The sequence below is a fragment of the Streptomyces sp. NPDC029956 genome, assembly GCF_055574655.1.
On the sequence record NZ_JBVHZJ010000063.1, the window covers coordinates 1 to 25,500 of the forward strand.

Annotated in this window: 29 protein-coding genes; 9 read left to right on the forward strand and 20 right to left on the reverse strand. The window is 71.8% G+C overall.

The genetic code is table 11. The features are described from left to right. Positions 1 to 96 precede the first annotated feature (96 nt). A complete protein-coding gene (locus ACZ4XX_RS33900) occupies positions 97 to 738 on the reverse strand; it encodes a TetR/AcrR family transcriptional regulator (RefSeq protein ID WP_468511696.1) in 642 nt (213 codons plus the stop codon). Continuing rightward, a complete protein-coding gene (locus tag ACZ4XX_RS33905; RefSeq protein WP_468511697.1) occupies positions 735 to 1,535 on the reverse strand; it encodes a TetR/AcrR family transcriptional regulator in 801 nt (266 codons plus the stop codon). Before ACZ4XX_RS33905 ends, ACZ4XX_RS33900 begins: the two co-directional genes overlap by 4 nt. 126 nt (positions 1,536 to 1,661) lie before the next feature. Here ACZ4XX_RS33905 and ACZ4XX_RS33910 point away from each other — a divergent pair, with 126 nt between their 5' ends. Next, positions 1,662 to 2,621 carry an ABC transporter ATP-binding protein gene (locus ACZ4XX_RS33910; RefSeq protein WP_468511698.1) on the forward strand — a complete coding sequence of 320 codons (960 nt, stop codon included), beginning with the start codon at positions 1,662 to 1,664 and terminating at the stop codon, positions 2,619 to 2,621. A gap of 64 nt (positions 2,622 to 2,685) precedes the next feature. Beyond that, positions 2,686 to 3,441 carry an ABC transporter permease gene (locus tag ACZ4XX_RS33915; RefSeq protein WP_468511735.1) on the forward strand — a complete coding sequence of 252 codons (756 nt, stop codon included), beginning with the start codon at positions 2,686 to 2,688 and terminating at the stop codon, positions 3,439 to 3,441. 22 nt (positions 3,442 to 3,463) lie between these two features. Here the strand turns inward: ACZ4XX_RS33915 and ACZ4XX_RS33920 are convergent, their stop codons facing one another. Both ACZ4XX_RS33920 and ACZ4XX_RS33925 read right to left on the reverse strand, forming a co-directional pair. Then, positions 3,464 to 4,708 (reverse strand): GNAT family N-acetyltransferase, encoded by a 1,245-nt coding sequence (locus ACZ4XX_RS33920; RefSeq protein ID WP_468511699.1) that lies wholly within the window; start codon positions 4,706 to 4,708, stop codon positions 3,464 to 3,466. Between the two features lie 185 nt (positions 4,709 to 4,893). Further along, positions 4,894 to 5,514 carry an RsiG family protein gene (locus ACZ4XX_RS33925; RefSeq protein WP_468511700.1) on the reverse strand — a complete coding sequence of 207 codons (621 nt, stop codon included), beginning with the start codon at positions 5,512 to 5,514 and terminating at the stop codon, positions 4,894 to 4,896. Positions 5,515 to 5,653: 139 nt separating this feature from the next. On the opposite strand from ACZ4XX_RS33925, the gene dtd reads away from it, so the two are divergent. Beyond that, positions 5,654 to 6,079 carry a D-aminoacyl-tRNA deacylase gene (dtd, locus tag ACZ4XX_RS33930; RefSeq protein WP_468511701.1) on the forward strand — a complete coding sequence of 142 codons (426 nt, stop codon included), beginning with the start codon at positions 5,654 to 5,656 and terminating at the stop codon, positions 6,077 to 6,079. 19 nt (positions 6,080 to 6,098) lie between these two features. On the opposite strand, the gene ygfZ is transcribed toward dtd, so the two are convergent. The 6 genes from ygfZ to ACZ4XX_RS33960 all read right to left on the reverse strand — a co-directional run bounded on the left by ygfZ (position 6,099) and on the right by ACZ4XX_RS33960 (position 11,084). Beyond that, entirely contained in the window at positions 6,099 to 7,079 is a 981-nt protein-coding gene (ygfZ, locus tag ACZ4XX_RS33935) for a CAF17-like 4Fe-4S cluster assembly/insertion protein YgfZ (protein WP_468511702.1), read from the reverse strand. Between the two features lie 9 nt (positions 7,080 to 7,088). Next, positions 7,089 to 7,526 carry a Fur family transcriptional regulator gene (locus ACZ4XX_RS33940; RefSeq protein ID WP_055600541.1) on the reverse strand — a complete coding sequence of 146 codons (438 nt, stop codon included), beginning with the start codon at positions 7,524 to 7,526 and terminating at the stop codon, positions 7,089 to 7,091. A 50-nt stretch (positions 7,527 to 7,576) separates the two neighbouring features. Next, a complete protein-coding gene (locus tag ACZ4XX_RS33945) occupies positions 7,577 to 8,149 on the reverse strand; it encodes a heme-binding beta-barrel domain-containing protein (RefSeq protein ID WP_055600545.1) in 573 nt (190 codons plus the stop codon). A 279-nt stretch (positions 8,150 to 8,428) separates the two neighbouring features. Further along, on the reverse strand, positions 8,429 to 9,340 hold the full coding sequence (locus tag ACZ4XX_RS33950) for a hypothetical protein (RefSeq protein ID WP_468511703.1): 912 nt from the start codon (positions 9,338 to 9,340) through the stop codon (positions 8,429 to 8,431). After that, positions 9,337 to 10,203: a hypothetical protein gene (locus ACZ4XX_RS33955; RefSeq protein WP_468511704.1), complete on the reverse strand. Its 867-nt coding sequence runs from the start codon at positions 10,201 to 10,203 to the stop codon at positions 9,337 to 9,339. Before ACZ4XX_RS33955 ends, ACZ4XX_RS33950 begins: the two co-directional genes overlap by 4 nt. A gap of 17 nt (positions 10,204 to 10,220) precedes the next feature. Next, positions 10,221 to 11,084 carry a hypothetical protein gene (locus ACZ4XX_RS33960; protein ID WP_468511705.1) on the reverse strand — a complete coding sequence of 288 codons (864 nt, stop codon included), beginning with the start codon at positions 11,082 to 11,084 and terminating at the stop codon, positions 10,221 to 10,223. Between the two features lie 211 nt (positions 11,085 to 11,295). On the opposite strand from ACZ4XX_RS33960, the gene ACZ4XX_RS33965 reads away from it, so the two are divergent. Then, positions 11,296 to 11,661 carry a DsrE family protein gene (locus tag ACZ4XX_RS33965; protein WP_468511706.1) on the forward strand — a complete coding sequence of 122 codons (366 nt, stop codon included), beginning with the start codon at positions 11,296 to 11,298 and terminating at the stop codon, positions 11,659 to 11,661. Positions 11,662 to 11,672: 11 nt separating this feature from the next. Here ACZ4XX_RS33965 and ACZ4XX_RS33970 read toward each other — a convergent pair whose 3' ends face one another. From ACZ4XX_RS33970 to ACZ4XX_RS34005, 8 genes are all read right to left on the reverse strand, one after another. After that, positions 11,673 to 11,936 carry a DUF3099 domain-containing protein gene (locus ACZ4XX_RS33970; protein WP_468511707.1) on the reverse strand — a complete coding sequence of 88 codons (264 nt, stop codon included), beginning with the start codon at positions 11,934 to 11,936 and terminating at the stop codon, positions 11,673 to 11,675. 97 nt (positions 11,937 to 12,033) lie between these two features. Beyond that, positions 12,034 to 12,321: a DUF1416 domain-containing protein gene (locus tag ACZ4XX_RS33975; RefSeq protein ID WP_015035121.1), complete on the reverse strand. Its 288-nt coding sequence runs from the start codon at positions 12,319 to 12,321 to the stop codon at positions 12,034 to 12,036. Between the two features lie 53 nt (positions 12,322 to 12,374). Further along, on the reverse strand, positions 12,375 to 13,220 hold the full coding sequence (locus ACZ4XX_RS33980) for a sulfurtransferase (protein WP_468511708.1): 846 nt from the start codon (positions 13,218 to 13,220) through the stop codon (positions 12,375 to 12,377). 205 nt (positions 13,221 to 13,425) lie between these two features. Continuing rightward, entirely contained in the window at positions 13,426 to 13,506 is an 81-nt protein-coding gene (locus ACZ4XX_RS33985; protein ID WP_350497993.1) for a putative leader peptide, read from the reverse strand. A gap of 261 nt (positions 13,507 to 13,767) precedes the next feature. Beyond that, positions 13,768 to 14,454: an LmeA family phospholipid-binding protein gene (locus tag ACZ4XX_RS33990; protein WP_468511709.1), complete on the reverse strand. Its 687-nt coding sequence runs from the start codon at positions 14,452 to 14,454 to the stop codon at positions 13,768 to 13,770. 140 nt (positions 14,455 to 14,594) lie between these two features. Then, positions 14,595 to 15,854 (reverse strand): hypothetical protein, encoded by a 1,260-nt coding sequence (locus tag ACZ4XX_RS33995; protein ID WP_468511710.1) that lies wholly within the window; start codon positions 15,852 to 15,854, stop codon positions 14,595 to 14,597. Between the two features lie 11 nt (positions 15,855 to 15,865). After that, positions 15,866 to 16,120: a MoaD/ThiS family protein gene (locus ACZ4XX_RS34000; protein ID WP_189834445.1), complete on the reverse strand. Its 255-nt coding sequence runs from the start codon at positions 16,118 to 16,120 to the stop codon at positions 15,866 to 15,868. Positions 16,121 to 16,165: 45 nt separating this feature from the next. Then, positions 16,166 to 16,972 (reverse strand): alpha/beta hydrolase, encoded by an 807-nt coding sequence (locus ACZ4XX_RS34005; protein WP_468511711.1) that lies wholly within the window; start codon positions 16,970 to 16,972, stop codon positions 16,166 to 16,168. A gap of 226 nt (positions 16,973 to 17,198) precedes the next feature. On the opposite strand from ACZ4XX_RS34005, the gene ACZ4XX_RS34010 reads away from it, so the two are divergent. The 5 genes from ACZ4XX_RS34010 (at position 17,199) to ACZ4XX_RS34030 (ending at position 22,555) form a co-directional block, all read left to right on the forward strand. Beyond that, positions 17,199 to 18,029: a response regulator transcription factor gene (locus ACZ4XX_RS34010; protein ID WP_468511712.1), complete on the forward strand. Its 831-nt coding sequence runs from the start codon at positions 17,199 to 17,201 to the stop codon at positions 18,027 to 18,029. 24 nt (positions 18,030 to 18,053) lie between these two features. Then, complete coding sequence (locus ACZ4XX_RS34015) at positions 18,054 to 19,082, forward strand: LacI family DNA-binding transcriptional regulator (protein WP_383862138.1); 1,029 nt, start codon at positions 18,054 to 18,056, stop codon at positions 19,080 to 19,082. Positions 19,083 to 19,206: 124 nt separating this feature from the next. Continuing rightward, positions 19,207 to 20,379, forward strand: a complete 1,173-nt coding sequence (locus tag ACZ4XX_RS34020) for a S1C family serine protease (RefSeq protein ID WP_468511713.1) — start codon at positions 19,207 to 19,209, stop codon at positions 20,377 to 20,379. A 32-nt stretch (positions 20,380 to 20,411) separates the two neighbouring features. Then, the gene (locus ACZ4XX_RS34025) at positions 20,412 to 21,140 is read left to right on the forward strand and encodes a response regulator transcription factor (protein ID WP_468511714.1); all 729 of its coding nucleotides are present in this window, start codon (positions 20,412 to 20,414) and stop codon (positions 21,138 to 21,140) included. Beyond that, positions 21,137 to 22,555, forward strand: a complete 1,419-nt coding sequence (locus tag ACZ4XX_RS34030) for a sensor histidine kinase (protein WP_468511715.1) — start codon at positions 21,137 to 21,139, stop codon at positions 22,553 to 22,555. The genes ACZ4XX_RS34025 and ACZ4XX_RS34030 overlap by 4 nt, the downstream gene beginning before the upstream one ends. Here the strand turns inward: ACZ4XX_RS34030 and ACZ4XX_RS34035 are convergent. Next, positions 22,520 to 23,371: a phosphatidylinositol-specific phospholipase C gene (locus ACZ4XX_RS34035; RefSeq protein WP_468511716.1), complete on the reverse strand. Its 852-nt coding sequence runs from the start codon at positions 23,369 to 23,371 to the stop codon at positions 22,520 to 22,522. The two genes, ACZ4XX_RS34030 and ACZ4XX_RS34035, sit on opposite strands and share 36 nt — an antisense overlap. A 205-nt stretch (positions 23,372 to 23,576) precedes the next feature. Then, the gene (locus tag ACZ4XX_RS34040; protein WP_468511717.1) at positions 23,577 to 25,376 is read right to left on the reverse strand and encodes a bifunctional metallophosphatase/5'-nucleotidase; all 1,800 of its coding nucleotides are present in this window, start codon (positions 25,374 to 25,376) and stop codon (positions 23,577 to 23,579) included. Positions 25,377 to 25,500 lie beyond the last annotated feature (124 nt).

Consider the following 25,500-nt stretch of genomic DNA (forward strand, 5'->3'; position numbering starts at 1 on the left):
GCAGTGGCTGCACACCTACAATCACCACCGCGGACACACCGCACTCGCAGGCAAACCACCCGCCAGCCGCGTCCACAACCTCACTGGGCAATACAACTAGTACGGAAGCCCCTCCCGCAGCGCCCCGAAGGCCAGACCCACCGCCGCCACCGCGTCCGCCTCCACCGCGTCGGCCGACTCCCCGGCAGCGATCCGGGCCGCGTTCTCCTCCGCGAGGACCCGGAGCACCGTCACGATCTGCCCGGCGGCGAGCCGTGCGAGGAGGGGGTCTCCCTCCGCACCGGCCGCCAGCGCGTCCGCGAGCGCCCCCTCCGACCGCACGCGGTACGCGTGGAGGCGGCCGACCAGAGCCGGCGTGCCGTACAGCAGCCGGAGGTACGCCAGGACCGAGGGGTGATCGCAGAGGCCGGTGACCGGGTCGCGCCGGGCGAGGCCGTCGAGCAGGTGCGCGGACAGTGCGTCGAGCGGGGCCGTACCGGCGCGGCGGCCCGCGGCCACCACCCGTGCCGACTCGTCCTCGTGATCGGCGAACCGATGAAGGACCAGGTCCTCCTTGGCCGGGAAGTACCGGAAGAGGGTCGGCTTGGAGACCTCGGCGGCGGCCGCCACCTCCGCGACCGAGACGGCGTCGAAGCCCCGCTCGAGAAAGAGCGCGACGGCCGCGTCCGACAGGGCCTGACGGGTCCGCTCCTTCTTCCGCTCACGCAGCCCGGGGGCCGCGACGCGATCGTCACTCACGAGGCACGCCCTTCCACCAGCACGGCGACCCCGTCCAGGATCCGGGTGAGGCCGAAGCGGAACTCGCTCTCGGGTTCGTCGGCGACGTCCATCACGCCCGAGTCGAGCATGCGCGCCACCTCCGGGTACTTCTCCGGGTCGGCGAGCCGCCGCAAGGTGCGGCCGTAGCGGGCGACGACGTCCTCCGGGGCCACGTCCCCACCGGCGATGACGGTGGCGAGGTCGGCCATCACCAGGGCGTCGCTCCGGACGAAGCCACCGAGGAGCAGGGTCACCGAGATCTTGCTGCCCGCGTCGAGGCCGGTGCCCTCCAGGGCGACGAGGGCCTTCTCCCACCAGGCCACCAGGTTCGGCGTCGCGGGCGGGCCCGAGACGGGGAGCCGCAGCAGCCAGAGGTTGCGGAGGTAGACCTCGCGGATCGCCCAGGCCCAGGCCTCCAGCGCCTCGCGCCAGTCGGTGCCGGGCGCGAAGAGCTCGGGCGGGGCGCCCGTGGCGGCCTCCTGCATGAGGACGTACAGCTCGCTCTTGGCGGAGACGTACCGGTAGAGGGACATCGTCGAGGCACCGAGCTCCTTGGCGACCCGGCCCATGGAGACGGCGCCGATCCCCTCGGCCGAGGCGAGCGAGACGGCCGCGTCGACGATGCGGTCCAGCGTCAGGCCGGGCTTGGGCCCCTTCGAGGGCCGCTCCCGCAGCCCCCAGGCCGCCTCGATGCTCGGCGGCAGGAAGGTCCCGCCGTCACCGGGCGCGCCACCGGCACCACCACCACGGCCATCGCCCTCGCCGTTCGTCGTCACAACCCGCCGCCTCCCGGCCACCTCGCACGCTTGACGTCCATCCTAGTAATGCGTAACCCTTACGCAGTAACGCGTATGGCATACGCAGTACGGCCGAGCAGTCCCACACGCCCAGGGAGCACAGCCATGCCATCCACCCCGCCTCCGGCCATCGAGGCCACCGGCCTCACCAAGACCTACGGATGCGTCCGCGTCCTCGACGCCCTCGACCTCCACGTCCCGCGCGGCACCGTCTTCGCCCTCCTCGGCCCCAACGGCGCCGGCAAGACCACGACCGTCCGCATCCTCGCCACCCTCACCGCCCCCGACGCCGGCCACGCGCGCGTGGCCGGGCACGACGTCGTCACCGCACGCCCCCGGGTCCGCCGCGCGATCAGCCTCACCGGACAGTTCGCCGCCGTCGACGAGAACCAGACCGGCGCCGAGAACCTCTGGACGGCGGCCCGGCTCTCCGGCCTCTCCCGCCCCGCCGCCGCCCGCCGCGCCACCGAACTCCTCGACCGTTTCGGACTCGCCGAGGCCGGCGGCCGCCTCACGAAGACGTACTCGGGCGGCATGCGCCGCCGCCTGGATCTCGCCGCCGGTCTCGTCCGCGACCCCGGCGCGACCCAGGTGATGTTCCTCGACGAACCCACCACCGGACTCGACCCGCGCAGCCGCCGGGAACTGTGGGAGGCGGTCCGCGAACTCTCCGACGCCGGCACGACGGTCTTCCTCACCACCCAGTACCTGGAGGAGGCGGACCGGCTCGCCGACCGGATCGCGGTCCTCGGCCGGGGCCGCACCCTCGCCGAGGGCACCCCCGCCGAGCTGAAGGCCCGGTACGCAGCCCACCGCCTCGACGTCGTGGCCTCCGACGAGGAGAGCTACGCACGGCTCACCGGACGGACGAGCCACACGGCGACCCGCGACCCCGAGACCCGCACCCTCGGCATCCCCACCGACGGCAGCGCCGCCCACGTGCGGGAGCTGCTGGACGCGCTCGACCCCGGGCGCCTGGACATCGCCCGCTTCGGACTGCACACGGCCACGCTCGACGACGTCTTCCTGACCCTCACCGCCGACAAGGAGCCCAGCCGTGCCTGACACGCTCACCGCCGACAGAAGCCCGGCCCTGTCCGGCAGCCCCACCGCCGACAGGAGCCCGGCCGTGTCCGGCGCCCTCACCGCCGCGAGCACCCTCGCCGGTCGCGGCATCCGCCTCAGCCGCCGCAACCTCGACGCCGTCATCACCTCGATGATGCTGCCGATCATGCTGATGCTGGTCTTCGTCTACTTCTTCGGCGGAGCCATCGACACCGGAACCCGGTACGTCACCTACGTCGTCCCCGGCGTGCTCGTGCTCTGCGCCGGGTTCGGCGCGGCGAGCACCGCCCTCTCCGTCAGCGAGGACATGCGCCTGGGGGTCGTCGACCGCTTCCGTACGCTCGACATCGGCGGGACGCCGTTCCTCGCGGGGCACGTCGCCGCCGCCGTCACCCGTAACGCGCTCTCCACCACGCTCGTCCTCGGCGCCGCCTTCGCCATCGGCTTCCGCCCGACCGCCTCACCGGGCGGCTGGCTCGCGGCGATCGGACTGCTGCTCGCCTACATCACCGCCGTGTCGTGGCTGTCGGCGGCGATCGGCCTCGTCACCAGAACGGCGGAGGCGGCCGGCGCGGTGACGTTCTTCATGATGTTCCTGCCCTATCCGAGCAGCGCGTTCGTGCCGATCGACACGATGCCGAGCTGGCTGCACGGCTTCGCCGAGCACCAGCCGGTGACTCCGCTGATCGAGTCGATGCGGGGCCTGCTGCTCGACCGGCCGGTCGGCGACTCGCCGTGGATCGCGCTGGGCTGGTGCGCGGGCCTGCTGGCCCTGGCGGTCGCCGCGTCAGGTCTCCTCTTCCGACTCCGTACCCGCTGACGGGCGGACGGGCGGACGGCGCTCAGAAGATGTCGGGCGAGAAGGGCCGCAGCGGCGTACGGAACAGCAGGTCGGCGCGGGCGGCCGCGCCGGCCGTCAGCTCCTCGACGCGCCCGAGCCGGGTGAGCCGTACCGCCGACTCGTCGCCGAAGGCGAGGACGCCCAACTCGGCGATGTCGAAGGCGAGATCGGCGGACTCGTCCGTACGGACACAGGAGACGCCCTCCGGGGAGGCGTCGAGCCGGTAGCGCCCGCCGGCGAACCCGTCGCCGTCCCGCAGGTCGAGCACCAGACCGTCCGCCACCGGGTACGTCCGGCTCTCCAGGACCCGGACGACGTCGAGGACCCGGACCCACAGCATGTCCGCGTACGTCAGCAGCTTCGCGGCGCGCGGGTCCGGCAGGAGCAGCGGCAGCGTGTCGTCGGGCGCCCGGTAGCCGGAGCGGACGGTGGTGATCCAGTCGACGGAGCAGAGGTAGTGCCAGAGAGCGCGCTCGGCGGCCGGGGTGACCGCGATCAGGTCCCGCACGGTCGCCGTGTTCATCGGCTGCTTGGCGTCGTCCCACTTGTCGTCCGCGGTGTACCCCACGAAGCCCTCGATCTCGCCGGACTCCGACCGGTACACCGCGTAGTACGGCTCCCGCCACGGATCGCTCTGCACACCGAGGCCGGTGCCGACCTCCCAGTCGCGTGGGGAGCGGTCGGTCACCCCGGCGCGGACGCCGGCGAGCCGGCGGTGAACCTCGGGGCCGGTCTTGCGGATCTCGTCGGCGTCGGTCAGATCGATCCGGCCGCCGTCCTCCGGGCGGCCCGAGCGGCGCGGGTCGAGCCCGGTCCTGCGGACGTCCACGCTCCACTCGCTGCACCAGCTGGCAGGGCCGAAGCCGTACCGCCCGTAGATCGGGTACTCGGCGGCGATCAGGGTGGCGATCGCGTCGCCCCGCTCCTTCGCGACGGCCAGGTCGGCGGCCATCATCCGGCTGAGCAGTCCGCGCCTGCGGTGCGTCGGGGAGACGGTGACCTGGGTGATCGCGTCGGCGGTGAGGCTGCCGCCGCCGACCGTGCTGACCTCCTGCCGGAAGGACCGGAAGGTGGCGACGAGCCGGTCCCCGTCGAAGGCCCCGAGCGTCCGCGCGAGGTCGACGTTCGCCAGCCGGTCGGCGACCTCCGCGTCGGTCACGACCGGCGGGCGGAGGAAGCCGGTGCGCAGGGCACGCTGCCAGTCGGGGAACTCGGACTCCGTCACCGCGCGTACGTCGACAGTCATCCTTCGACCCTACGCACGGCCCCGGCGCACCCGCACCCGAGTTTCCCGGCGCCCTCCGGGGCCCGGCCCGCCCAGCGGCCCGGCTGCCTCACGGCCCGGCGGCCCGGCGGCCCGCCTCCCCGATCTCCCCGACCTCCACAGACCTCCACGAACTCGTCGGCTCGCGTCGGCTCGCGTCGGCGGGCTCACGCCAGCAGGTCGTCGACCTGCGCCTCGCCCTCCCGGTAGCGGCGGGCGATCTCCGCGCTGCAGTCGTCGGCGGTCCGCTGGAGGTGCTGCCGGCGCCGGGAGATCTGCTGCTCGTACCCGGCGAGCCGCCCCATCCCCGCGTGCAGCTCGTCGTCAGTGCGGGCCGTGAGGTCCGACAGCTCGACCTCCGACAGCATCTCGGACGCGAGCCGCCGGTACTCCTCGCTGCGCGGCGTCGACAGCGTCACGTGCCGGGCCGACGTGCGGTGCCGCGAGGGCACGTCGGCGAGGATCTCGGAGAGCCGGTCGAGGACCGGGGCCTCCGGGTCGGTGCGTCGCGCCAGCTCGGCACGGAGGATGTCGATCCGGCCCTGGAGCATCCGGCGCACGTAGCTCAGGTCGGCCTCGTCGCTCTGCGCGTCCCGGCGCAGGGCGCGCAGCTCGGGCAGCCGAAGCGCACCGAGCTCGGGCTGGGTCCGGTCCGGCAGGGCGGGTTCGGCGGTCCTCTGTACGGGTGGGCGCGTGGCCGGGCCTCCGCCCGGTCCACCGCCCCCGGTTCCGGCACGGATCAGCGGTACGGGGCCGGACGGCGTCGGCCCGGTGCCAGGTGCACTCATGAGAATCGTCCCCTCGACCGGTGCGGAGCCGCACCGCCTGACACGCATCGTGCCACTCATGCATGTGCGCGTGCAGGCGCTCTGCACCCGTTCGGCCCCTCATCCGTCGGAGTGGTGGCCACTGGGTAGGTTGGGGCGCATGCGTGCAGTGGTGCAGAGGGTGGACGGCGCGAGTGTCGTCGTCGCAGGGGAGACCGTCGGTGAGATCACCGGCGAGGGCTTGTGCGTGCTGGTCGGGGTGACCCACGACGACACCCCGGAGAAGGCGGCCCAATTGGCCAGAAAGCTCTGGTCCGTCCGGGTACTGGACGACGAGAAGTCGTGCTCGGACGTGAACGCGCCGCTGCTCGTCATCTCCCAGTTCACGCTCTACGGGGACGCCCGCAAGGGCCGCCGGCCCACCTGGAACGCGGCCGCGCCCGGCCCGGTCGCGGAGCCCCTCGTGGACGAGGTCGTGGCCCGGCTGCGCGCACTGGGCGCGCACGTGGAGACGGGCCGGTTCGGAGCGGACATGCGCGTCTCGCTCACGAATCACGGCCCGTTCACGGTGCTGATCGACGTCTGAACCGCCGGCAGGCCCGGGACTACGGCTCGACGACGGTCTCCTGCGCGGCGGCGGTCGTCCCGGCGATCAGCGGGGCGTCCACCGGCACGTTCCGCTTCACCAGGGCCAGGGCGATCGGCCCCAGCTCGTGGTGGCGGACGGAGCTGGTCACGAAGCCGAGCTGGCGGCCCTCCTCGCCGTCGGCGGCGAGCCGGAGCGGGGTGCCGTGCCCGGGCAGCAGCACCTCGCTGCCGTCCAGGTGCAGGAAGACCAGACGGCGCGGCGGCTTCCCCAGGTTCTGCACCCGGGCGACGGTCTCCTGGCCCCGGTAGCAGCCCTTCTGCAGGTGGACGGCGCTGCCGATGAGGCCGACCTCGTGCGGGATGGTCCGGTGGTCGGTCTCGAAGCCGAGCCGGGGCCGGTGCGCCTCGACGCGCAGCGCCTCGTACGCGAGGATGCCGGCGGCCGGGCCGTGCGAGGCCGCGAAGGCCTCCAGGCCGGCGCGGGGCAGGAAGAGGTCACGGCCGTGCGGGGTCTCCCGCACGACGGCGCCCTCGGGCACCTCGGCGATGGAACCGGCCGGGAGGTGGACGACGGCGATGTCGTCCGTACGGTCGGCGACCTCGACCCGGTAGAAGAACTTCATCGACTCCAGGTACGCGACGAGCTCCTCGCGCGTCCCCGGCTCGACGTGCGCCCACACCGTCTCGCCGTCGTCGACGAGGTAGAGGGCGTGCTCGATGTGCCCGTTCGCGGAGAGGATCAGCGCCTCGGTGGCCTGTCCGGGCGCGAGGTCGGTCATGTGCTGGGTGACGAGCAGGTGCAGCCAGCTCAGCCGGTCGTCACCGGTGACGGCGACGACACCGCGGTGCGAGAGGTCGACGAAGCCGCGTCCGTCGGCGAGGGCACGCTGTTCGCGGAACAGGTCGCCGTAGTGCGCGGCGACACCTTCGTCGCGGCCTTCCGCGGCGACGGCGCCGGGCAGGGACAGCAGAGGGCTGGTCGTGGAATGTCGCTGCATGGGGCAAGCCTACGACTCGCTGTCCAGCGCCTTCCGCGTGCAGTCCGCGCACCGCCCGAAGATGGCGAAGTGCTTCATGTCCGTCTCGAAGCCGAAGGTCTCACGGAGCTTGCCGGTGAACTCGGCGGCCACCTCGACATCCGCCTCGATCACCTCGGAGCAGTCCCGGCAGACCAGGTGCAGATGGTGGTGCCGGTCGGCGAGGTGGTACGTCGGAGCCCCGTGCCCCAGATGGGCGTGGCTCACCAGGCCGAGCTCCTCCAGGAGCTCCAGGGTCCGGTAGACGGTGGAGATGTTCACCCCGGACGCGGTCCTGCGGACCTCGACGAGGATGTCGTCGGGCGTCGCGTGTTCGAGCGCGTCGACCGCCTCCAGGACGAGCTGACGCTGCGGCGTCAGCCGGTAGCCGCGCTGCCGCAGGTCGCTTTTCCAGTCGGTACTCACCACGCCCCCCAGTGTAGGAGGGCGCGGCGCTCCGCCCCAGGGTCCAGAGGGTTCTAGCGGAAGAAGGCGATGCCGTCGTCCGGCAGGTCACCCAGGTTGCGGGCCATGTCCGCGACCTCTTCCGGCGTCACGACCTTCTTCAGGTGCGCCGACATGTACGGCCGCAGCGGGACCTCGGGGGTCGCCTTCTCGCCCACCCACATGAGGTCGCTCTTGACGTAGCCGTAGAGCCGCTTGCCACCGGAGTACGGGCCCGAGGCCGCGGTGCGGGCGACGGCGTCCGTGGCCAGGTCGATCTGCGGCTTCTGGTCGGCGAGCTCGCCGTACCAGATCTCGACGATGCCCTGGTCGCGGACCATGACGACCTCGACCTTGCGGTCCTTGTCGATACGCCAGTAGCCGCTCTCGCTCTCCAGCGGACGGACCTTGTTGCCCTCGTTGTCCAGGACCCAGGAGTGGGACGTGTACTCGAGGAAGTCCCGGCCGTCGTGGCTGAACGTCACGGACTGCCCGAAGTTGCACTTCTCGGCGCCGGGGAAGTCGGAGACACCCGCGCCCTCCCACGTGCCGAGCAGGAACGCGAGGGGGACGAGGTCCGGGTTGAGGTCGGACGGGATCTCGATCATGAGCAGCTCTGGCGTTCTCTAGAAGTGGTTGGCGAGAAGGATCAACGCTGGCCCTGGTACAGCTTCTTCACGGCCAGACCGGCGAAGGCGATCACGCCGACGGCGACCAGGACCAGGAGGGTTTCGAAGAAGATGATCACGGGGTGCTCCTCGACTGAGCGGTGAAGGCGGAACGGGCCGGACCCCAGCTTAGTGGGCGGGGGCCCGGCCCACTCGGTGAGGTGGGTCTCGCAGGCTGTGACCGTCGCGAGGTCAGGTCCTGACGTCGACGGGACCTAGCTAGCCGAGCAGCTGCGACTGGAGTGCCACGGTCTGCTGGAACGGAACGGTCCGCACCCCGTCCTTCCGGGTCTGGGTGATCACCGCGAAGGTGTCACCGGCCTGGATGTAGGACCAGCGGGTCTGCTGCGGGCCGTACGGCTCCACCTCCTCGTAGGAGTAGACGGAGACGTACTGCACCTCGACGTCCTGGGTGGACGTGTCGATCTCCGCCGTCTCGACGCCGAGGGGCAGCCGGCTGCTCTGGGAGATCTCGCGCGTGACCTCGTCCTTGAAGGCCTCCGAGAACGCCACCGAGGAGAACCGCAGCAGGTGGATCCGGGTGGTCGTGCCGTCCGGCATGGTCCAGCCGCGGGCGGCGACGTGCCGGAGCGCCGACTCCTTCATGTACTCCTTCACCTCGCCCCGGTCCTGCTCCGCAAGGAGCGCGAGGTACGAGTCGAGACCGGTCCAGCCGCCCTTGAGCTTCGGGTCGACCGTCGCGCCCGCCGGGGCGGGCAGCAGGAGCTTCCGCAGGTCGGCGTGGTGGATCTCGGCGTCGTTGCCCTCCGTCCACGGGCGCGGAGCGTCCGCGGGAAGCGCCGGAAGGCTGAGCTTCGGGTAGTCCCAGCGGCCGTCGGACTCGGTCGCGAGCCCCGGTACGTCGGTGCGCTCCATGGCGGTGATCCCCATGGCCGTACCGGCGCCGACACCGCCGAGGACGAGCACGGCGGCGGTCCAGCGGACGATGCCCCAGAGCAGCGGCCGGCGGGACTTCTTCGGCTTCTCCGGAACGGGGGCGGGGGCCTGGTCCTGTGCCGGAACCGGCGCCTCGGGCCGGTCCTGCGCCGCGGGCACGTCCTGGGCCTCGGGCACGTCCTGCGCCTCGGGCACGTCCTGGGCCTCGGGCTGGGTCAGGGTCTGCTCGGTCATACGTACTCCCCCGGAGATGCGATGTGGTCGAGTTGCTGCGTCAGCAGCTTCGCCACGCGCGCCTTGTCGAACGGCTTGGCGCCCGCCGCCTTGACGGTGACGAAGACCTCGGAGTCGTACGCGAGGCAGTACATCTCCTGCAGTGCCGCGGCCCGCTCCTTCTTGTCCAGGGAGTCGTCCTCGGGCGCGACGTAGCAGACGGCGTTCCGGTGGTCCTTCACCTTGGGGCCCTCCGGGAACTCCAGAAGGTCCATGACCTTCTTGCGCAGCCGGTAGGTGTTCTTGATCTGCTTCTTGTCCTTCATCCGCACCAGCTCGACGGAGACGACGACGTCGTTGTTCAGGTCGGCGAAGGACCGGACTCCGGTGCCCTCGATGCCGAGCTTGTCGACGTCCTTCTCGAACGCGCGGCGCTTCTTCCCGGAGAGCCCCTCGCCCGCCTGCTTCATCAGGGCGACGGCCTCCGCGGCGCCGAGCTCGCCGTCGTTGCCGAACAGCTCCTCGTCGGGGCCGAACTCGTACCCCTCCGGCAGCGGCAGCAGGAGTTTGCTCAGCGGCGTTCCGGTCTTGCCGCGCGCCAGCGCGGCGGCCGGGTCCTCGTCACGCGCGCTCTTCTCGGGCGTGCCCCACAGTTGCGTCGGCGCGGTCCGGTCGGCGGAGGAGACGGTGAGCGCGGTGTAGGTGACGCCGCCGCCGATCAGGCCGAGGACGAGCACGGAGGGCAGGACGACCCCGAGGAGGACCCTCCGGACACCCCGCTTCGCCACGGGTGCGGTCCCGGGTTCGGCCACCGCGTCGCTCACCGCTTCGGCCACGGGCTCGGTCGCGGGCTCGGTCACCGCTTCGGCCACGGGTTCGGTCACGTCGTTCCGGTCCTCACTCACAGGCGCCCCAGCTGTCGCTCGGCCAGCGAACGGATGTCCTTCTCGGCGATCTTCTTGGTGTCGACGACGAAGATCTCCACCGCGATGTCACCGCGGTGGAAGTAGGCCCGGGCCTCGTGGAGGTCCAGGTAGCCGGCCTTCCTCTGGACGGGGAAGAGGTAGTAGCGGCCGTCGGACGAGCCCTTGAGGGCCTTGCCCTCGTTGCGGGCGAATTCCTCGTCCGGCATGTAGCTCTGCTGGTCGTCGACGAACTCCTGTGCGCCGAGGACGTCGTTCGAGCGGTACTGGACGAGCCGGATCTCGGTCACCCTGTGCTCGCCCGACGTCCAGACGGTGGCCGCGACCCGCCGGATGCCCAGGTCCAGCTGGTAGTCGAGCGCCTTGCCGGGCTTCGTGAAGTTCGACGCGAACTCGTACGCCGGCATCCAGCCGTCGGCGTCGGCGAACTCGGACTTCTTCGCTCCGGCGGGCTTCGGCAGCAGCAGCTTCCGCAGGTCGCCCTCCGCCTTCGCCCGGAGGTCCTCCGAGGCCGGGAGCGGCTTCGCCTTCTGTCCCTTGGGGAGCGGCTTCGGGTGGGCGAGGTCCGGCTGGTTCAGCGGCGGCAGCGCGGTCGGCTCGCGGTCGGCCTGGATGCCGTAGCCGACGGCGACGCCACCGACGAGGCCGAGGACGGCGGCGACGGCGATCAGCCCGACGGTACGGAGGGCACGGCGGCGCGGCCGTACGGCGACGGGCGGCGCGACCGGCTCCGTGACCTGCGGTGCGACGGCGGCCACGACCGGCTCTGCGACCGGCGGTGCCACCGCGGCCGCGACCGGCTCCGTGACGGGCTCTGCGACCGGCTCTGTGACCGGAGCCACATCCTTCGGCGCGTCCTGCGACGCGACCGGAGACGCGGTTTCCGCGCCCTGCTCCGAGTCCGGCGGCGGCGCCTTTTCCGGATTTCGGGCAGTTTCTTCGTTGCTCAAGAGTCCCCCCACGAGACCTGAAGCGCGGATTCCGTCATCCGCGCACCCACCAGACACGCGGGGGACACCGGGGGTTGCGGTGCTGCACATTACAGTTCGGCATATGCCGAAGAAGCTCGTGATCAAGGTGACCGCGGGGGCCGAGGCCCCCGAACGCTGTTCCCAGGCCTTCACGGTGGCCGCCGTGGCCGCCGCCAGCGGCGTCGAGGTCTCGCTCTGGCTGACCGGCGAGTCCTCGTGGTTCGCCCTCCCGGGCCGCGCCGCCGAGTTCGAGCTCCCGCACGCCGCGCCGCTCCCCGACCTGATCGACGGGATCGTGGCGTCCGGCGGCCGCATCACGGTCTGCACGCAGTGCGCGGCCCGCCGTGACATCGAGGAGAAGGATCTCCTGGAGGGCTTCCGCATCGCGGGCGCCCAGCTGTTCGTGCAGGAGGCGATGGCGGACGGGACGCAGGCACTCGTCTACTAGGCGGCCGGCGGTCAGGGCTCCCGGCGTTTCTTGCCGTCCAGCTCGTCCCACCACTCGTCCGACTTCGGGTCGCCCGAGGGGTCGTCCCACCAGCGATCCTCCGGGCCCCGACGGTTCGCGACCATCGCGGCGACCGGGGGGATGAGCATGGCGACCACGCACATGCCGATGGCCACCGGCATCGAGAAGAGGCGCACGACGGCCCAGGCGCCCACGAAGAGCAGCAGGCAGGCGCCCATCATCCAGAAGTAGACGTGCCGACGTCGTGCGTACACACCTTCAGGGTACGACCGAAGGGCCGTGCCTCAAGTCCTGGAAACGGCGTCCAACCCCCCAGGAGGCACGGCCCTTCGGCCGGTTCGGTGTCGCGGATCAGACCGCGATGGCGACCTCCGCGAGGCCACCGTGCTGCGCCACGACCTGACGGTCGGCGGTGCCGCCGGGGACCAGGGCGCGAACGGTCCAGGTGCCCTCGGCCGCGTAGAAACGGAACTGGCCGGTGGCGGAGGTCGGGACCTCGGCCGTGAACTCGCCGGTCGAGTCCAGGAGGCGGACGTAACCGGTGACGGGCTGGCCGTCCTTGGTCACGAAGCCCTGGATGGTGGTCTCACCGGGCTTGATCGTCGAGGCGTCGGGGCCGCCGGGCTGCGCTCCACACATGTCGTTCTGTCCTTACGGTCGAGGGGTCCGGAGGAGGGGAGGGTCCGGAGGAGTTACTTGTTGGCGCCGAGCTCGATCGGCACGCCGACGAGGGAGCCGTACTCGGTCCACGAACCGTCGTAGTTCTTGACGTTCGAGACCTCGAGCAGCTCGTGCAGCACGAACCACGTGAGCGCGGAGCGCTCACCGATGCGGCAGTAGGCGATGGTGTCCTTCGCCAGATCGACCTGCTCGTCCTCGTAGAGGGCCTTGAGCTCGTCGTCCGACTTGAACGTGCCGTCGTCGTTGGCGTTCTTCGACCACGGGATGTTGCGGGCGCTCGGCACGTGGCCGGGGCGCTGCGACTGCTCCTGCGGGAGGTGCGCCGGGGCGAGCAGCTTGCCGGAGAACTCGTCGGGCGAGCGGACGTCGACCAGGTTCTGGGCGCCGATCGCGGCCACGACGTCGTCGCGGAACGCGCGGATCGAGGAGTCCTGGGCCTTGGCCTTGTACTCGGTGGCCGGGCGGGCCGGGACCTCGGAGCCGTCGACCAGGTCGCGGGAGTCGAGCTCCCACTTCTTGCGGCCGCCGTCGAGGAGCTTCACGTCCTGGTGGCCGTAGAGCTTGAAGTACCAGTAGGCGTAGGAGGCGAACCAGTTGTTGTTGCCGCCGTAGAGGACGACCGTGGTGTCGTTCGCGATGCCCTTCGCCGAGAGGAGCTTCTCGAAGCCCTCCTGGTCGATGAAGTCGCGGCGGACCGGGTCCTGCAGGTCCTGGGTCCAGTCGATACGGATGGCGTTGCGGATGTGGTTCTTCTCGTAGGCCGAGGTGTCCTCGTCGACCTCGACGAGGGCGACCTGCGGGTTGTCGAGGTTGGCCTCGACCCAGTCCGCGTCGACCAGGACGTCGCTGCGAGCCATGCTGTTCTCCTCCGGGGCAGTGTGCGGCGGTGTGGTGCGGGTGTGCGATGTGGTGCGGTACGCCTCGTCGCGGGCGGCTCGTCGGGTGACGTGTCAGGGGACGTGTCGGGCAAGCGGACGTGCGTGACGGACGTGCGTACGGCTACACGGGGCGGCCCCGACCTCGGTCGGAGGGCCTGAGGAATACGGGAGTGGTGAGTCCCGCTCAGACGGAGCGACAGAGCATGGCGGCGACGCGGCACAGGTCTACTGCCCGCCGCTTCGTGAGATCCGCCTGTCGCTTCATGCCCTCGATCGTAGGGACGGACAGGCGGCCGTGTCACCGGTGTGTCGTATTTTGAGACGCGATCGTCCGAGATGCGAGACGAGATCACCGTACGAGAGGGCTCCGGGCGCCTCCGTGCCGGGGCGTCCGGTTCTGATTCTGCTGGTCGGACAGCGGTGTCTCAGCATGTGACCAACGGGTACACCCCGGGGCCGGCCGGGCAGCCGTCGAGGGCCGCCCGTGCGGCGTCCAGGGGCTGCCCTGGCGGCTTTCCGGGGGCCGTCAGCCCGCCAGGACGACGTCCTTGCCGCTCACGGTGACGGCCAGACCGTCCGGCCTCGGCTCGACCTTCTCCACCTTCATCCCGGCGATCACGCCGATGGGGCGCTCGAAGTCGGTCCGCGCGCGGACCAGGTCCTCGATGCCCGGGATGCCCTCGCCGGGCACCTCGTCGGCGCGGACCCGGATCGTGTCGCCGTTCACCACGGTCACCGTCGAGAGGACCGTACGGGTCAGCGTGCGGCCCATCACCTTCACGCCGCCGGTCACCTTCACCTTGCCGTTGCCGCCGTAGGCGACGGTGGCCTCCTGGTCGGAGGCGGCGGTGAGGTCCGCGTACGAGATGAGGGCGGTGCCGCTCGCGGAACCCGCCTTCGCGCCCGCCCAGTCGCCGGTCACGGTCACGTCCCGCAGCGCCACGGTCAGCTCGCCGACCCGGATGCGCTTGCTGCCCGCCTGCGCCCTGACGCCGGTCGCCTTCACGTCGACCTCGTCGAAGTGCTTGTCCGCGACCTGGGTCAGGAACGGGAAGCCCTTGATGTCGACCTCTATGGCGTCGCTGTCGACGGAGGCCAGCTTCACCCGGCCCGCCGCCTCGTCCTCGGCGTACGCCACGGCCAGCCGGTCGATCCCCACCAGGACCCCGCCCAGCACGACGGCCACGATCAACAGAATCCGCAGTGCTCGCATGGGCTGTACGTCCCCCCGATGGAAATGGATGTGTCCCGGCCCCCCCGACACGAAGATCGACGCGTCGGGGGGCCGGTTGGTTCCCGTGCCCGTGCCGGGCCCGGGCCGGACCCGGGATCCGCCCAGGGCCGCGCACGGGGTCAGACCAGAGCCCTGCCCAGCAGGTAGACGGCGGGCGCGGCGGCCGTCAGCGGCAGCGCGACACCGGCCGTCATGTGCACGAAGCGGGACGGATAGTCGTAGCTCGCCACCCGCAGGCCGATCAGCGCGCAGACCCCGGCCCCGAGGCCGAGCAGCGCACCGGAGGAGCCCAGGTCGGTGAGACCGCCGGCCGCGATCCCCGCGCCCGCCGAGGCCGCCAGGGCGGCGACCAGGGAGACGGGTCCGGGCAGCGGGAGCGCCCGGGCGAGGACGGCCGCGGCGACGGCGACCCCGCCGACGACGACCGCGTCCGGGTCGGCGCCCAGGTGTCCGGTGGCGACGACGGTGAGCGCCGCCGAGGCGATGGTGGCCATCAGGCCGTACATGCGCTCGTCCGGGTCGGCGTGGCTGCGCAGCTGGAGGACCAGGCAGAGCAGCACCCAGACGCCGAGCGTGCCGAAGATCGCGGCGGCCGTGTTCTCCCGCCCGGTGACGAGCAGGACCGCGTCGGCGGCGAGGCCGCCGGCGAAGGCGAGGGCGATGCCCTGGCGGGCGGGCCACATGCCGTTGAGCCGGAACCAGCCGGCGGCGGTGAGGCCCTGGAGCAGCACGAGCGGGACGAGGAGCCCGTACGTGCCGAGGGCGGCGCCACCGGCGAGCAGCAGTCCCAGGACGGCGGTCAGCGCGGCGGGCTGCATCCCCGGCGCGATGATCGGCGAGCGGCCCTCGGCGCGGGCGCGCTGGGCGTCGGTGATGCGGGTGTTGCCGGAGGTGGTCGGCGAGGACCAGCCGGGACCCGCCTCACCGGAGGGCGCGGGAACGGGCCCGGCCACGGGGGTGGCCGGGGTCGGCGCGGGGGCCGGTGCCGCCACGGGCTGCCGCTGGTGCGCCTGCTGCTGGTGTGCCTGCTGCGGCTCCGGCTCCGTGTAGTACGCGGCGGGGGCCCCGTACGACTCGTAGGAGGCCTGGCCCGACGGCGTGTACGTCTCGTACGGCTGCTGCTGGGGCTGGTGCGGCTGCTGCTGCGGGTGCTGGTAGGCCTGCTGAGCCTGGGCGGCCTGCGCCCGGTCGGCCTGGACCTGCTCGTACGTGACGGCGGGCTGGAACTGGGTGTCCCACGTCTGGCCCTCCCACGTCTGGGTGACGTCGGGGCCCGGCTGCTCCTGCTGCCCGTTCCCGGCCGCACTCCCGGCCCCGTTCCCGGTCCCGTTCGCGTACGGGTCGTACTGCTGCCCGCCGTAGTACTGGTCGTTGCTCATGCTTCTGGGGTTCACCCTCCTGCGAACGGGGGGAGCACCTCGACCGTGCCGCCCTCGGCAAGCCGTACCGTCTCATGGCTCCGGGTCCCGACGGGGTCTCCGTCGACCAGGAACGAGCACCGCCTGAGGACCTGGACGAGCTCGCCCGGGTGCTTCGCGCGGGCCGCGTCGAGGGCCTCGGCGAGATGCTCGGCGGTGTACGGCTCCTCCGCGACACCGGCGGCGGCCTTGGCCGCGGCCCAGTAGCGGATGGTTCCCGCTGCCATAGCGGCGCTCCCTTCGTTCGTGTGCGCGCCGCCCCCCATGATGGGCTATGCGCGTGTGAGCCAGTTCCCGAGCCGGGCGAGCAGCTCCTCGTCCGCCGCGTTCTCCGCGTGGCCCATCCCCCGCTCCAGCCACAGCTCCGCCTCGCCCGCCCCGGCCAGCATCCGCGGGTGGTCGAGCGGGAAGTACGCGTCCCGGTCGCCGTGCACGATCAGCAGCGGGGTCGGCGCGATCAGCGGCACCGCCTCCACGGGAGAGAGGGGTACCGGGTCCCAGGCGCGGCGGTCGATGCGGGTGCGGAACCCGTACCGCCCGACGAGGCGGCCCGCCGGCCGGGTGACCACCCAGTGGAGACGGCGCATCGGCGCCGTCCCCCGGTAGTACCAGCGGGCGGGCGCGGAGACGGCGGCCACCGCGTCGACGCGTCCGTCCGTCTCCCGGGCGAGGGCCGCGTGGCGCAGGACCACGGAGCCGCCCATGGAGAAGCCGACCGTCGCCACGCGCGCGTGGCCGAGGTCACGTGCCCAGCGGACGGCGGCGGCCAGGTCGAGGACCTCCCGGTCGCCGACGGTGGAGAGGCCCCCGGAGCCTCCGTGGCCGCGGAAGGAGAAGGTGATGACGGCCGCACCCCGCTCGGCGAACACACGTGCGGCACGGCGGACGGCGGGCCGGTCGGCCGACCCGGTGAACCCGTGGGCGACGACGACCGCCGTATCGGTGACATGTGCCGAAGCGGGTTCGTAAACCGCCTCGATCCGGACATCGTCATCCGTACGCAACATGGCTCGACGGGAGCCGGAAGTGATCAGGGAGACATCCACCATATGAAATCCGCCCTCTCCCTCTGAACTCATGTGGGCTATTCTCCTTGTCAGAGGATCCGGGCGACGTAGCCCCCGGGTCCTTTTGCGTTTTCCGACCGTTGTTACGGACGGATGAACAAAAGCTCTCAGGGCGCGAGAGCCGGCAGTGATCCGTACGAAGCAGTGCACGTCCTCGCAGGGACCGAGGAGGAACCGACGTTATGAGCGAGCGACCGAAGCACGACCGACCGACGGCAGGGACGGCAGGTGGTGCGCGATGAGCGCCTTGCTGCTCCTGACCAACGCTCTCCAGCCTTCCACCGAGGTGCTGCCCGCCCTCGGCCTGCTCCTGCACAACGTCCGGGTCGCCCCGGCCGAGGGCCCCGCCCTCGTGGACACCCCCGGCGCGGACGTGATCCTCGTCGACGGGCGGCGCGACCTCCCGCAGGTCCGGTCGCTCTGCCAGCTCCTCCGCTCCACCGGGCCCGGCTGTCCGCTGATCCTCGTCGTCACCGAGGGCGGTCTCGCGGCCGTCACCGCCGACTGGGGCATCGACGACGTCCTCCTCGACACCGCGGGACCCGCCGAGGTCGAGGCGCGGCTGCGGCTCGCGATGGGCCGCCAGCAGATCGTCGCGGACGACTCCCCCATGGAGATCCGCAACGGCGACCTGTCGGTCGACGAGGCGACGTACAGCGCCAAGCTCAAGGGCCGGGTCCTCGACCTGACCTTCAAGGAGTTCGAGCTCCTCAAGTACCTGGCCCAGCACCCGGGCCGCGTCTTCACCCGCGCGCAGCTCCTGCAGGAGGTGTGGGGGTACGACTACTTCGGCGGCACCCGGACGGTCGACGTCCACGTACGGCGGCTGCGGGCCAAGCTCGGCCCCGAGCACGAGTCGCTCATCGGCACCGTCCGCAACGTCGGCTACCGCTTCGTCACCCCCGAGAAGGTCGAGCGGGCGGCGGAGGAGGCGCGTGCCAAGGCCGACGAGGCCCGTGCGCAGGAGGAGGCGCGGGCGACCGCCCGCGTCAAGGAAGCCACGGGGGACGTCACCCCCCTGGCGGACAGGAACGTGGCAGATGCCACAGTGCGACCTGCCGGTAGGTAGGTCACCCCGCGTAGACTGCCGCGCGTGGCCAAGGTGACGCGGGATGACGTAGCTCGACTGGCAGGTACTTCGACCGCGGTCGTGAGCTACGTCATCAACAACGGACCCCGGCCGGTCGCCCCGGCCACGCGCGAGCGTGTCCTCGCCGCGATCAAGGAACTGGGCTACCGCCCCGACCGGGTCGCCCAGGCGATGGCGTCCCGGCGCACGGACCTCATAGGCATGATCGTGCCGGACGCGCGGCAGCCGTTCTTCGCGGAGATGGCGCACGCGGTCGAACAGGCCGCCGCCGAGCGCGGGAAAATGGTCCTGGTCGGCAACTCCGACTACCGCGACGAGCGCGAGGTCCACTACCTGCGGGCCTTCCTCGGCATGCGGGTCTCCGGACTGATCCTGGTCAGCCAGGGCATGAGCGAGCGGGCCGCGAGCGAGATCGAGGCCTGGGACGCGCGCGTGGTGCTGCTGCACGAGCGGCCCGAGGCCCTCGACGACGTGGCCGTCGTCACCGACGACATCGGCGGCGCCCAGCTCGCCACCCGGCACCTCCTGGAGCACGGCCACGCGTACGTGGCCTGCATGGGCGGCATCCCGAACACCCCGGCCGTCGGCGACCCCGTCGCCGACCACGAGGAGGGCTGGCGGCGGGCCATGCTGGAGGCGGGCCGCTCGATCGAGGGCCGGCTCTTCCAGGCCCCGTACAACCGCTACGACGCCTACCAGGTGGCCCTGAAGCTGCTCGCGGGCCCGGACAGGCCGCCGGCCATCTTCTGCTCCACCGACGACCAGGCCTTCGGTGTCCTGCGGGCGGCGCGCGAGCTGCGCATCGAGGTGCCGACGGAACTGGCGGTCGCGGGCTTCGACGACGTGAAGGAGGCGGCGCTCACCGACCCGCCGCTGACCACGATCTCCTCGGACCGGCCGGCGATGGCCCGTGCGGCCGTGGACCTGGTCCTGGACGACTCGCTGCGCGTGGCGGGCTCCCGCCGCGAGCGCGTGAAGCTCTTCCCGTCGGCCCTGGTCGTCCGCCGCTCCTGCGGCTGCGACGGCGGCTGAGCGGTTCGCCCCACCGAGAGCCCTCCCTCCCAGGAGGGTTCTTCATATCGGGCATACAGGCTTCTGTCGGGCTTCTCAGCCGGTCCTCAGACGGCTCTCATGAACAACTCCGAGAGTCATAGCCATGACGGACTTCCAGGAGCAGCAGCCGCACCAGCCCTACCCGCCGAGGCCGCCCTACGCCCCGCCGCAGCCACCGGTGGGCGCCGAGCAGACCGCCACCCGGCCGATCGACACCGAGCCGCCGTACGCGACGCAGGCGCACGCCACCCAGCCGATCGTCACCGAGCCCGGCACCACCGTCTGGCCGTCCGGCGGGTACGTACCGCCGTCGGGTCCGCCCGTCCCGCCCGTCGCCGCCATGGGCTCCACGGCCGCCGCACCCGCCGGGGGCCCCGGCTCCCGGCGCCGCGCCAAACGCGGGGTCGGCCTCATGGCCGCCGTGGCCATCGCGGCCGCCGCGATCGGCGGCGGTACGGCGACGCTGGTCCAGCAGGTCACCTCGGACACCCCCGTCGCCGCCTCCTCGAACGTGAACGGCACCAACGTCTCCGCGAGCAGCACGGGCACGGTCGCCGGCGTCGCCCAGGCCGTCTCCCCGTCCATCGTCGAGATCTCCGCGAGCTCCGGCTCCGGCAAGTCCACCGGCTCGGGCGTGATCATCACCTCCGCCGGTGAGATCGTCACCAACAACCACGTGATCTCCGGCGCGTCCGAGATCACCGTGCAACTCAGCGACGGCAAGTCCTACCGGGCCGAGGTCGTCGGCACCGACCCCGACAAGGACCTCGCCCTCATCAAGCTCCAGGGCGCCTCCGGCCTCAAGGCCGCCACCCTCGGCGACTCGTCCGCGGTGCGGGTCGGCGACCAGGTCGTCGCGATCGGCTCCCCCGAGGGCCTGACCGGAACCGTCACCAGCGGCATCGTCTCCGCGCTCGACCGGGACGTGACCGTCGCGAAGGACGACGGCGGCGACGGCCGGGACCAGCAGCAGGGGCAGCAGTACGACCCGCGGCAGGGCTGGCCGTTCGAGTTCGGCGGACAGCAGTTCAACGGCGACACCGGTTCGTCGAAGACCACGTACAAGGCGCTGCAGACCGACGCCTCGCTCAATCCGGGGAATTCCGGCGGCGCGTTGATCAATATGAACGGCGAGATCATCGGAATCAATTCCGCCATGTATTCGCCCAGTTCTTCGAACGGTTCGACGGCCGGCAGCGTCGGTCTCGGATTCGCCATCCCGGTCGACACCCTGAAGGCCGACCTGGACAGCCTGCGCGCGGGCGGTGACAGCTGACCGGCGACCGGGCGACATGCGACGCTGAGCCCATGACCGCCCAGCGAAACGAGCCCGAACGCATCCTCATCGTCGACGACGAGCCCGCCGTCCGGGAGGCCCTGCGCCGCAGCCTCGCCTTCGAGGGGTACGGGACGCAGGACGCCGTGGACGGACTCGACGCGCTCGCCCGGATGGAGTCGTACGCCCCCGATCTCGTCGTCCTCGACGTCCAGATGCCCCGCATGGACGGGCTCACGGCGGCCCGCAGGATCAGGGCGTCCGGCTCGACCGTGCCGATCCTGATGCTCACCGCGCGCGACACGGTCGGCGACCGGGTCACCGGGCTCGACGCGGGCGCCGACGACTACCTCGTGAAGCCGTTCGAGCTGGACGAGCTGTTCGCCCGGATCAGGGCGCTGCTGCGGCGCAGTTCGTACGCCGCCGCCACGGCCTCCGGCCCGGCCGACGCCGACGTGCTGTCCTTCGAGGACCTGCGGATGGACCTGGCCACCCGCGAGGTGACCCGGGGCGGGCGGACCGTGGAGCTGACGCGGACGGAGTTCACGCTCCTGGAGATGTTCCTGGCGCACCCGCGGCAGGTGCTGACCCGGGAGCAGATCCTCAAGGCCGTATGGGGCTTCGACTTCGAACCGAGCTCGAACTCACTGGACGTGTACGTGATGTACCTGCGACGCAAGACGGAGGCCGGCGGCGAGCCGCGCCTCGTGCACACGGTGCGGGGCGTGGGATACGCGCTGCGCGGAGGGGGCGGGGAGTGAGAAGTCCCCTCGCCTGGTTCCGGTCGCGGCCGCTGCGGTCGCGGCTCGCCCTCCTCACGGCGTTCGCCGTGGCCGTGGCCGTGGCCGCGGTGTCGCTCGCGTGCTGGTTCGTGACGCGGACGCAGCTGGAGAACGAGATGGACGCCTCCCTGCGCAGCACCCGGCTCGACCCGAACGGGGTGCAGAGTCTGCTCGCCCTCTGCCGGGGGGGCACCACACCGCCGCCGGTGGCCGGCTCGTACACGGTGCAGGTGATCTTCCCCGACGGCAGCGTGTGCACCTCCGGCAAGGCCGCGATCCCGGCCGTGGCCGGGGATCTCGCGGTGGCCCGGGGGCAGCTGGAGTTCGCCCTGCACACGGTGAAGGACGAGGCCGGACGGGAGATGCGGGTGTTCACCTACCCGCAGGAGGGCCGGATCGGCCTCGCCGTCTCCGTGGCCCGCCCCCTCGACGAGATCGACAACTCGATGTCCACCCTGCGCTGGGTGCTCCTCCTGGTCTCCGGGATCGGCGTCGTCGGCGCCGGCGCGGCCGGCCTGTGGGTGGCGCGGACCGGCCTGGAGCCGGTGAACCGGCTGACCGGGGCGGTCGAGCACGTGGCCGCGACCGAGGACCTGACCGTGCGGATCCCGGTCGAGGGCGAGGACGAGATCGCCCGGCTCTCGCGCTCGTTCAACGCGATGACGGCGGCGCTCGCGACGTCCCGCGACCGGCAGGCGCAGCTGATCGCGGACGCCGGGCACGAACTGCGGACGCCGCTGACCTCGCTGCGGACGAACGTCGAGCTCCTCGCGCGCAGCGAGGAGACCGGCCGGGCGATCCCGCCGGACGACCGGCGGGCCCTGATGGCCTCGGTGAAGGCGCAGATGACGGAGCTGGCGGCGCTGATCGGGGACCTCCAGGAGCTGGCCCGGCCGGACACCGCGCAGCAGGGGCCCCTCGAAGTGGTCCCGCTCCACACGATCCTGCGGGCGGCCCTGGACCGGGCGCGGCTGCGCGGCCCCGAGCTGAGCTTCGTGACCGATCTGGCGCCCTGGTACGTACGGGCGGAACCGGCCGGCCTGGAGCGGGCCCTGGTGAACGTCCTGGACAACGCGGTGAAGTTCTCGCCGCCCCGGGGCAGGGTCGAGGTGACCCTGATGCGCGGCGAACTGACCGTCCGCGACCAGGGTCCCGGCATCCCTCCGGACGAGCTCCCGCACGTCTTCGACCGGTTCTGGCGCTCCCCGTCGGCACGCAGCCTTCCTGGTTCGGGCCTCGGCCTCTCGATCGTGGCCCGCACGGTCCACCACGCGGGCGGCACGATCGCGCTGACCCCGGCGGAGGGCGGCGGCACGGTGGCGACGCTCCGCCTGCCGGGGGCGCCGACCCCGCCGCCGTCAGTTGTGGCGGATGAGGGACTCGACGAGGCCTGAGCGGGTGTTCGGGTAGTCCAGGACGGTGATGCCGAGGCCCTTCCAGCTGGCGGCGGTGCCGTCCAGGAAGCCGTGGACGCGGGGGTTGAGGTTGTCGGAGTTCCATCGCGGCGGCAGGGACGCGGAGGTGCTGACGAAGTTGATGTACAGCTTGCCGGGCTGCTCCACGGCCTTGCGGTAGTGGGCCTCGACCTTGGGGTACTTGGCGGTCGGCAGGGCGTTCCAGTCGTCCTGGAGCGCGATGGCTCCGCCGTCCCACCACTTGAGGCCGGGCAGGCCGCCGTTGTCGGCGATGAGGACGACCTTGCCGCGGGCCTCGCCCAGGGAGGGCACGGTGTCGCCGATGCGGAACAGCGAGCGCCAGCCCCGGTTGTCGAGGTAGTCGGTGAAGACGGCGCCGAAGGTGGCGTCGGAGTCCGACGAGTACTCCTGCTTGACCCTCATCAGGACGGTCTCGGAGGGGTGGGCGGCCAGGAAGTCGCGGCAGGCGACGAGGACGTCGCCGAACATCATGTTCTGGTACGAGACGCCGTGGTGGATGGCGAAGGAGCCGCCGGTGACCCGGCAGCGGACGTCGAGGAACCTGATTCCGGCGGCGAGCTGCTGCGCGATCGTGGTGTTCTGGCACTCGGACCAGAGGCCGCCGAAGCGGGCGCCGGAGTCGTGGGTGCCGGGGATGGTGAGCTTCTGGAGCGGGGTGGGGTCGCCGTGGCCGGCCATCCAGTCCTGGGTCGTGGCCGCCCGCGCGGAGGGGGCGCCGACCAGGAGGACGGCACCCGCTGCCGCGGCTCCCGCGAGAAAGCTTCTACGGTCCATGCGCGGATTATGACGTGTACGCGTCAGCACGCGCCAGGGTGCCGCACCGACAGGCGCCGAAGTGCCTGCGCACGCAGGCGCCGGAATGTCCGCGCACATAGACGCCGGAGTGCCGCGCCGACAGGCGCCGAGAGGCCCGCGTCGGCGGAAGACAAAGGGGGCGGCGGACCGTCGAACGGTCCACCGCCCCCTCGGACGTACGGAGTTACTTCACGACCGTGATCCGGCCCGTCGCCGGCGGAGCCAGCGGGGCGCCCGGGGTGGAGTGCGCCGCCAGGTAGCCGGTGAACATGTCCAGGTCGGACGCGCCGACCAGCTTGTTCTTGTGCTCCTTCAGGACGGCGAAGCCGTCACCGCCACCGGCCAGGAACTCGTTCATCGCGACCCGGTAGGTCTTCGACGGGTCGATCGCCTCGCCGTTCAGCCGCACCGAGGACGTCACGATCCGGTCGGCACCGGTCTTCGTCATGTCCAGGGTGTAGGTGAAGCCCTTCGAGACCTGGAGGATCTTCGGGGCGGCCTGGTTGGCACCGCTGACCTGCTGCTGGAGCGTGGTGATGAGCTGGGCGCCGGTCAGGTCGACCGCCGTCATCATGTTGGTGAACGGCTGGACGGTGTACGCCTCGCCGTAGGTCACCACACCGTCGCCCTCGGCGCCGGACGCCTTGTGGACCAGCGGCGCGCGGACACCGCCCGGGTTCATCAGGGCCAGCTGCGCGCCGCCCTTGTCGGCCGGGGTCATGCCCTCGAGCTGCGCGTCGGCGATCAGGTTGCCCAGCGGCTTCTCGAACACGTCGGCCGGGTTGTCGACGTCACCGGAGATGTAGCCGACGGGACGGCTCGCGATCGGCGCCGCCAGCGCGTTCCAGCGGGTGATCAGCCGGGTCATGTCCGCGGCCTTCGGCACGTCACGGGTGACGACGTGGTTCGCGGAGGCGACGGCCGTGCGGACGATGTCCTTGGAACGGCGGTCGTAGGTGAGCGTCGTGTCGGTGTAGAGCCTGCCGAACGAGGCCGCCGACGTGACCGTGCGCGGCTTGCCCGCCGGGTCCGGGATGGTGCACGCGTACGCCTGGTGGGTGTGGCCCGTGACCAGGGCGTCGACCTGCGGGCTGACGTTCTTCGCGATGTCCACGATCGGGCCGGAGATGCCGTCGCCGGGGCCGGGGCTGTCGCAGTTGTAGTTGTACGAGCCCGAGGCCGGCGCGCCGCCCTCGTGCAGCAGGGCGACGATCGACTTGACGCCCTTGCGCTCCAGCACCTTGGTGTACTTGTTGATCGTCTCGACCTCGTCGCCGAACTTCAGGCCCTTGATGCCCTCGGCGGAGACGATGTTGGCCGTGCCCTCCAGGGTCACGCCGATGAAGCCGATCTTGACGCCGTTGCGCTCCCAGATGAAGTAGGGGTCGAGCAGCGGCTTGCCGCTCTTCTCCTTCGTCACGTTGGCGGCGAGGTACGGGAAGTCCGCTCCGCGGAACCGCTTGCCCTCCTCGAAACAGCCGGCGGTCGGGTGACAGCCGCCGTTCTGGATCCGGGCCAGCTCCTGGGCACCCTCGTCGAACTCGTGGTTGCCCACCGAGGTGACGTCGAGATCCAGGCGGTTGAGCGCCTCGACGGTCGGCTCGTCGTGGAAGAGCCCGGAGACCAGCGGAGAGGCGCCGATCATGTCGCCGGCGGCGGCGGTGATGGAGTACCGGTTGCCCTCGCGGGCCTGGCGCAGGTGCGTGGCCAGGTACTCGACGCCACCGGCGTCGATGGTCCTGGTGGTGCCGTCCGGGTTGGTGTGGGTGACCCGCCCCGACGAGCCGGTCGGCGGCTCCAGGTTGCCGTGCAGGTCGTTGAAGGAGAGCAGCTGGACGTCGACGTACCGCCCGTGGTTGCTCCCGCCCTTGGTGCCCGAGGCGCCCGCGGGCAGCGCGGCGACGAGCGCGCCGACGGTGGCGAGCCCCGCGCCGACGGCGAGTATCCGTCCGGCTGTCCTCTTCTTCTTCGGTGTCGCTGCCATCGCTCCCCTTGTCCCCGCGCCCGTTCCGGTGCGCCTCTCGACTGCTGACGTGCCAGCGAAGCCTAGAGTCAACGCGCGTAGCGCAACAGGGGGTAGCGGGTTACGAGACAGTTGCCGTCGCCTT

Coding starts and splice junctions, on each gene's coding strand:
- ACZ4XX_RS34040 (WP_468511717.1), bottom strand. CDS start 25,376: ATGGCAGCGACACCGAAGAAGAAGAGGACAGCCGGACGGATACTCGCC.
- dtd (WP_468511701.1), top strand. CDS start 5,654: ATGCGTGCAGTGGTGCAGAGGGTGGACGGCGCGAGTGTCGTCGTCGCA.
- ACZ4XX_RS33985 (WP_350497993.1), bottom strand. CDS start 13,506: ATGAAGCGACAGGCGGATCTCACGAAGCGGCGGGCAGTAGACCTGTGC.
- ACZ4XX_RS33975 (WP_015035121.1), bottom strand. CDS start 12,321: ATGTGTGGAGCGCAGCCCGGCGGCCCCGACGCCTCGACGATCAAGCCC.
- ACZ4XX_RS34010 (WP_468511712.1), top strand. CDS start 17,199: ATGAGCGCCTTGCTGCTCCTGACCAACGCTCTCCAGCCTTCCACCGAG.
- ACZ4XX_RS33990 (WP_468511709.1), bottom strand. CDS start 14,454: ATGCGAGCACTGCGGATTCTGTTGATCGTGGCCGTCGTGCTGGGCGGG.
- ACZ4XX_RS33920 (WP_468511699.1), bottom strand. CDS start 4,708: ATGACTGTCGACGTACGCGCGGTGACGGAGTCCGAGTTCCCCGACTGG.
- ACZ4XX_RS33925 (WP_468511700.1), bottom strand. CDS start 5,514: ATGAGTGCACCTGGCACCGGGCCGACGCCGTCCGGCCCCGTACCGCTG.
- ACZ4XX_RS33910 (WP_468511698.1), top strand. CDS start 1,662: ATGCCATCCACCCCGCCTCCGGCCATCGAGGCCACCGGCCTCACCAAG.
- ACZ4XX_RS33980 (WP_468511708.1), bottom strand. CDS start 13,220: ATGGCTCGCAGCGACGTCCTGGTCGACGCGGACTGGGTCGAGGCCAAC.
- ACZ4XX_RS34025 (WP_468511714.1), top strand. CDS start 20,412: ATGACCGCCCAGCGAAACGAGCCCGAACGCATCCTCATCGTCGACGAC.
- ACZ4XX_RS33950 (WP_468511703.1), bottom strand. CDS start 9,340: ATGACCGAGCAGACCCTGACCCAGCCCGAGGCCCAGGACGTGCCCGAG.
- ACZ4XX_RS33965 (WP_468511706.1), top strand. CDS start 11,296: ATGCCGAAGAAGCTCGTGATCAAGGTGACCGCGGGGGCCGAGGCCCCC.
- ygfZ (WP_468511702.1), bottom strand. CDS start 7,079: ATGCAGCGACATTCCACGACCAGCCCTCTGCTGTCCCTGCCCGGCGCC.
- ACZ4XX_RS34035 (WP_468511716.1), bottom strand. CDS start 23,371: ATGGACCGTAGAAGCTTTCTCGCGGGAGCCGCGGCAGCGGGTGCCGTC.
- ACZ4XX_RS34000 (WP_189834445.1), bottom strand. CDS start 16,120: ATGGCAGCGGGAACCATCCGCTACTGGGCCGCGGCCAAGGCCGCCGCC.
- ACZ4XX_RS34005 (WP_468511711.1), bottom strand. CDS start 16,972: ATGAGTTCAGAGGGAGAGGGCGGATTTCATATGGTGGATGTCTCCCTG.
- ACZ4XX_RS34020 (WP_468511713.1), top strand. CDS start 19,207: ATGACGGACTTCCAGGAGCAGCAGCCGCACCAGCCCTACCCGCCGAGG.
- ACZ4XX_RS33945 (WP_055600545.1), bottom strand. CDS start 8,149: ATGATCGAGATCCCGTCCGACCTCAACCCGGACCTCGTCCCCCTCGCG.
- ACZ4XX_RS33995 (WP_468511710.1), bottom strand. CDS start 15,854: ATGAGCAACGACCAGTACTACGGCGGGCAGCAGTACGACCCGTACGCG.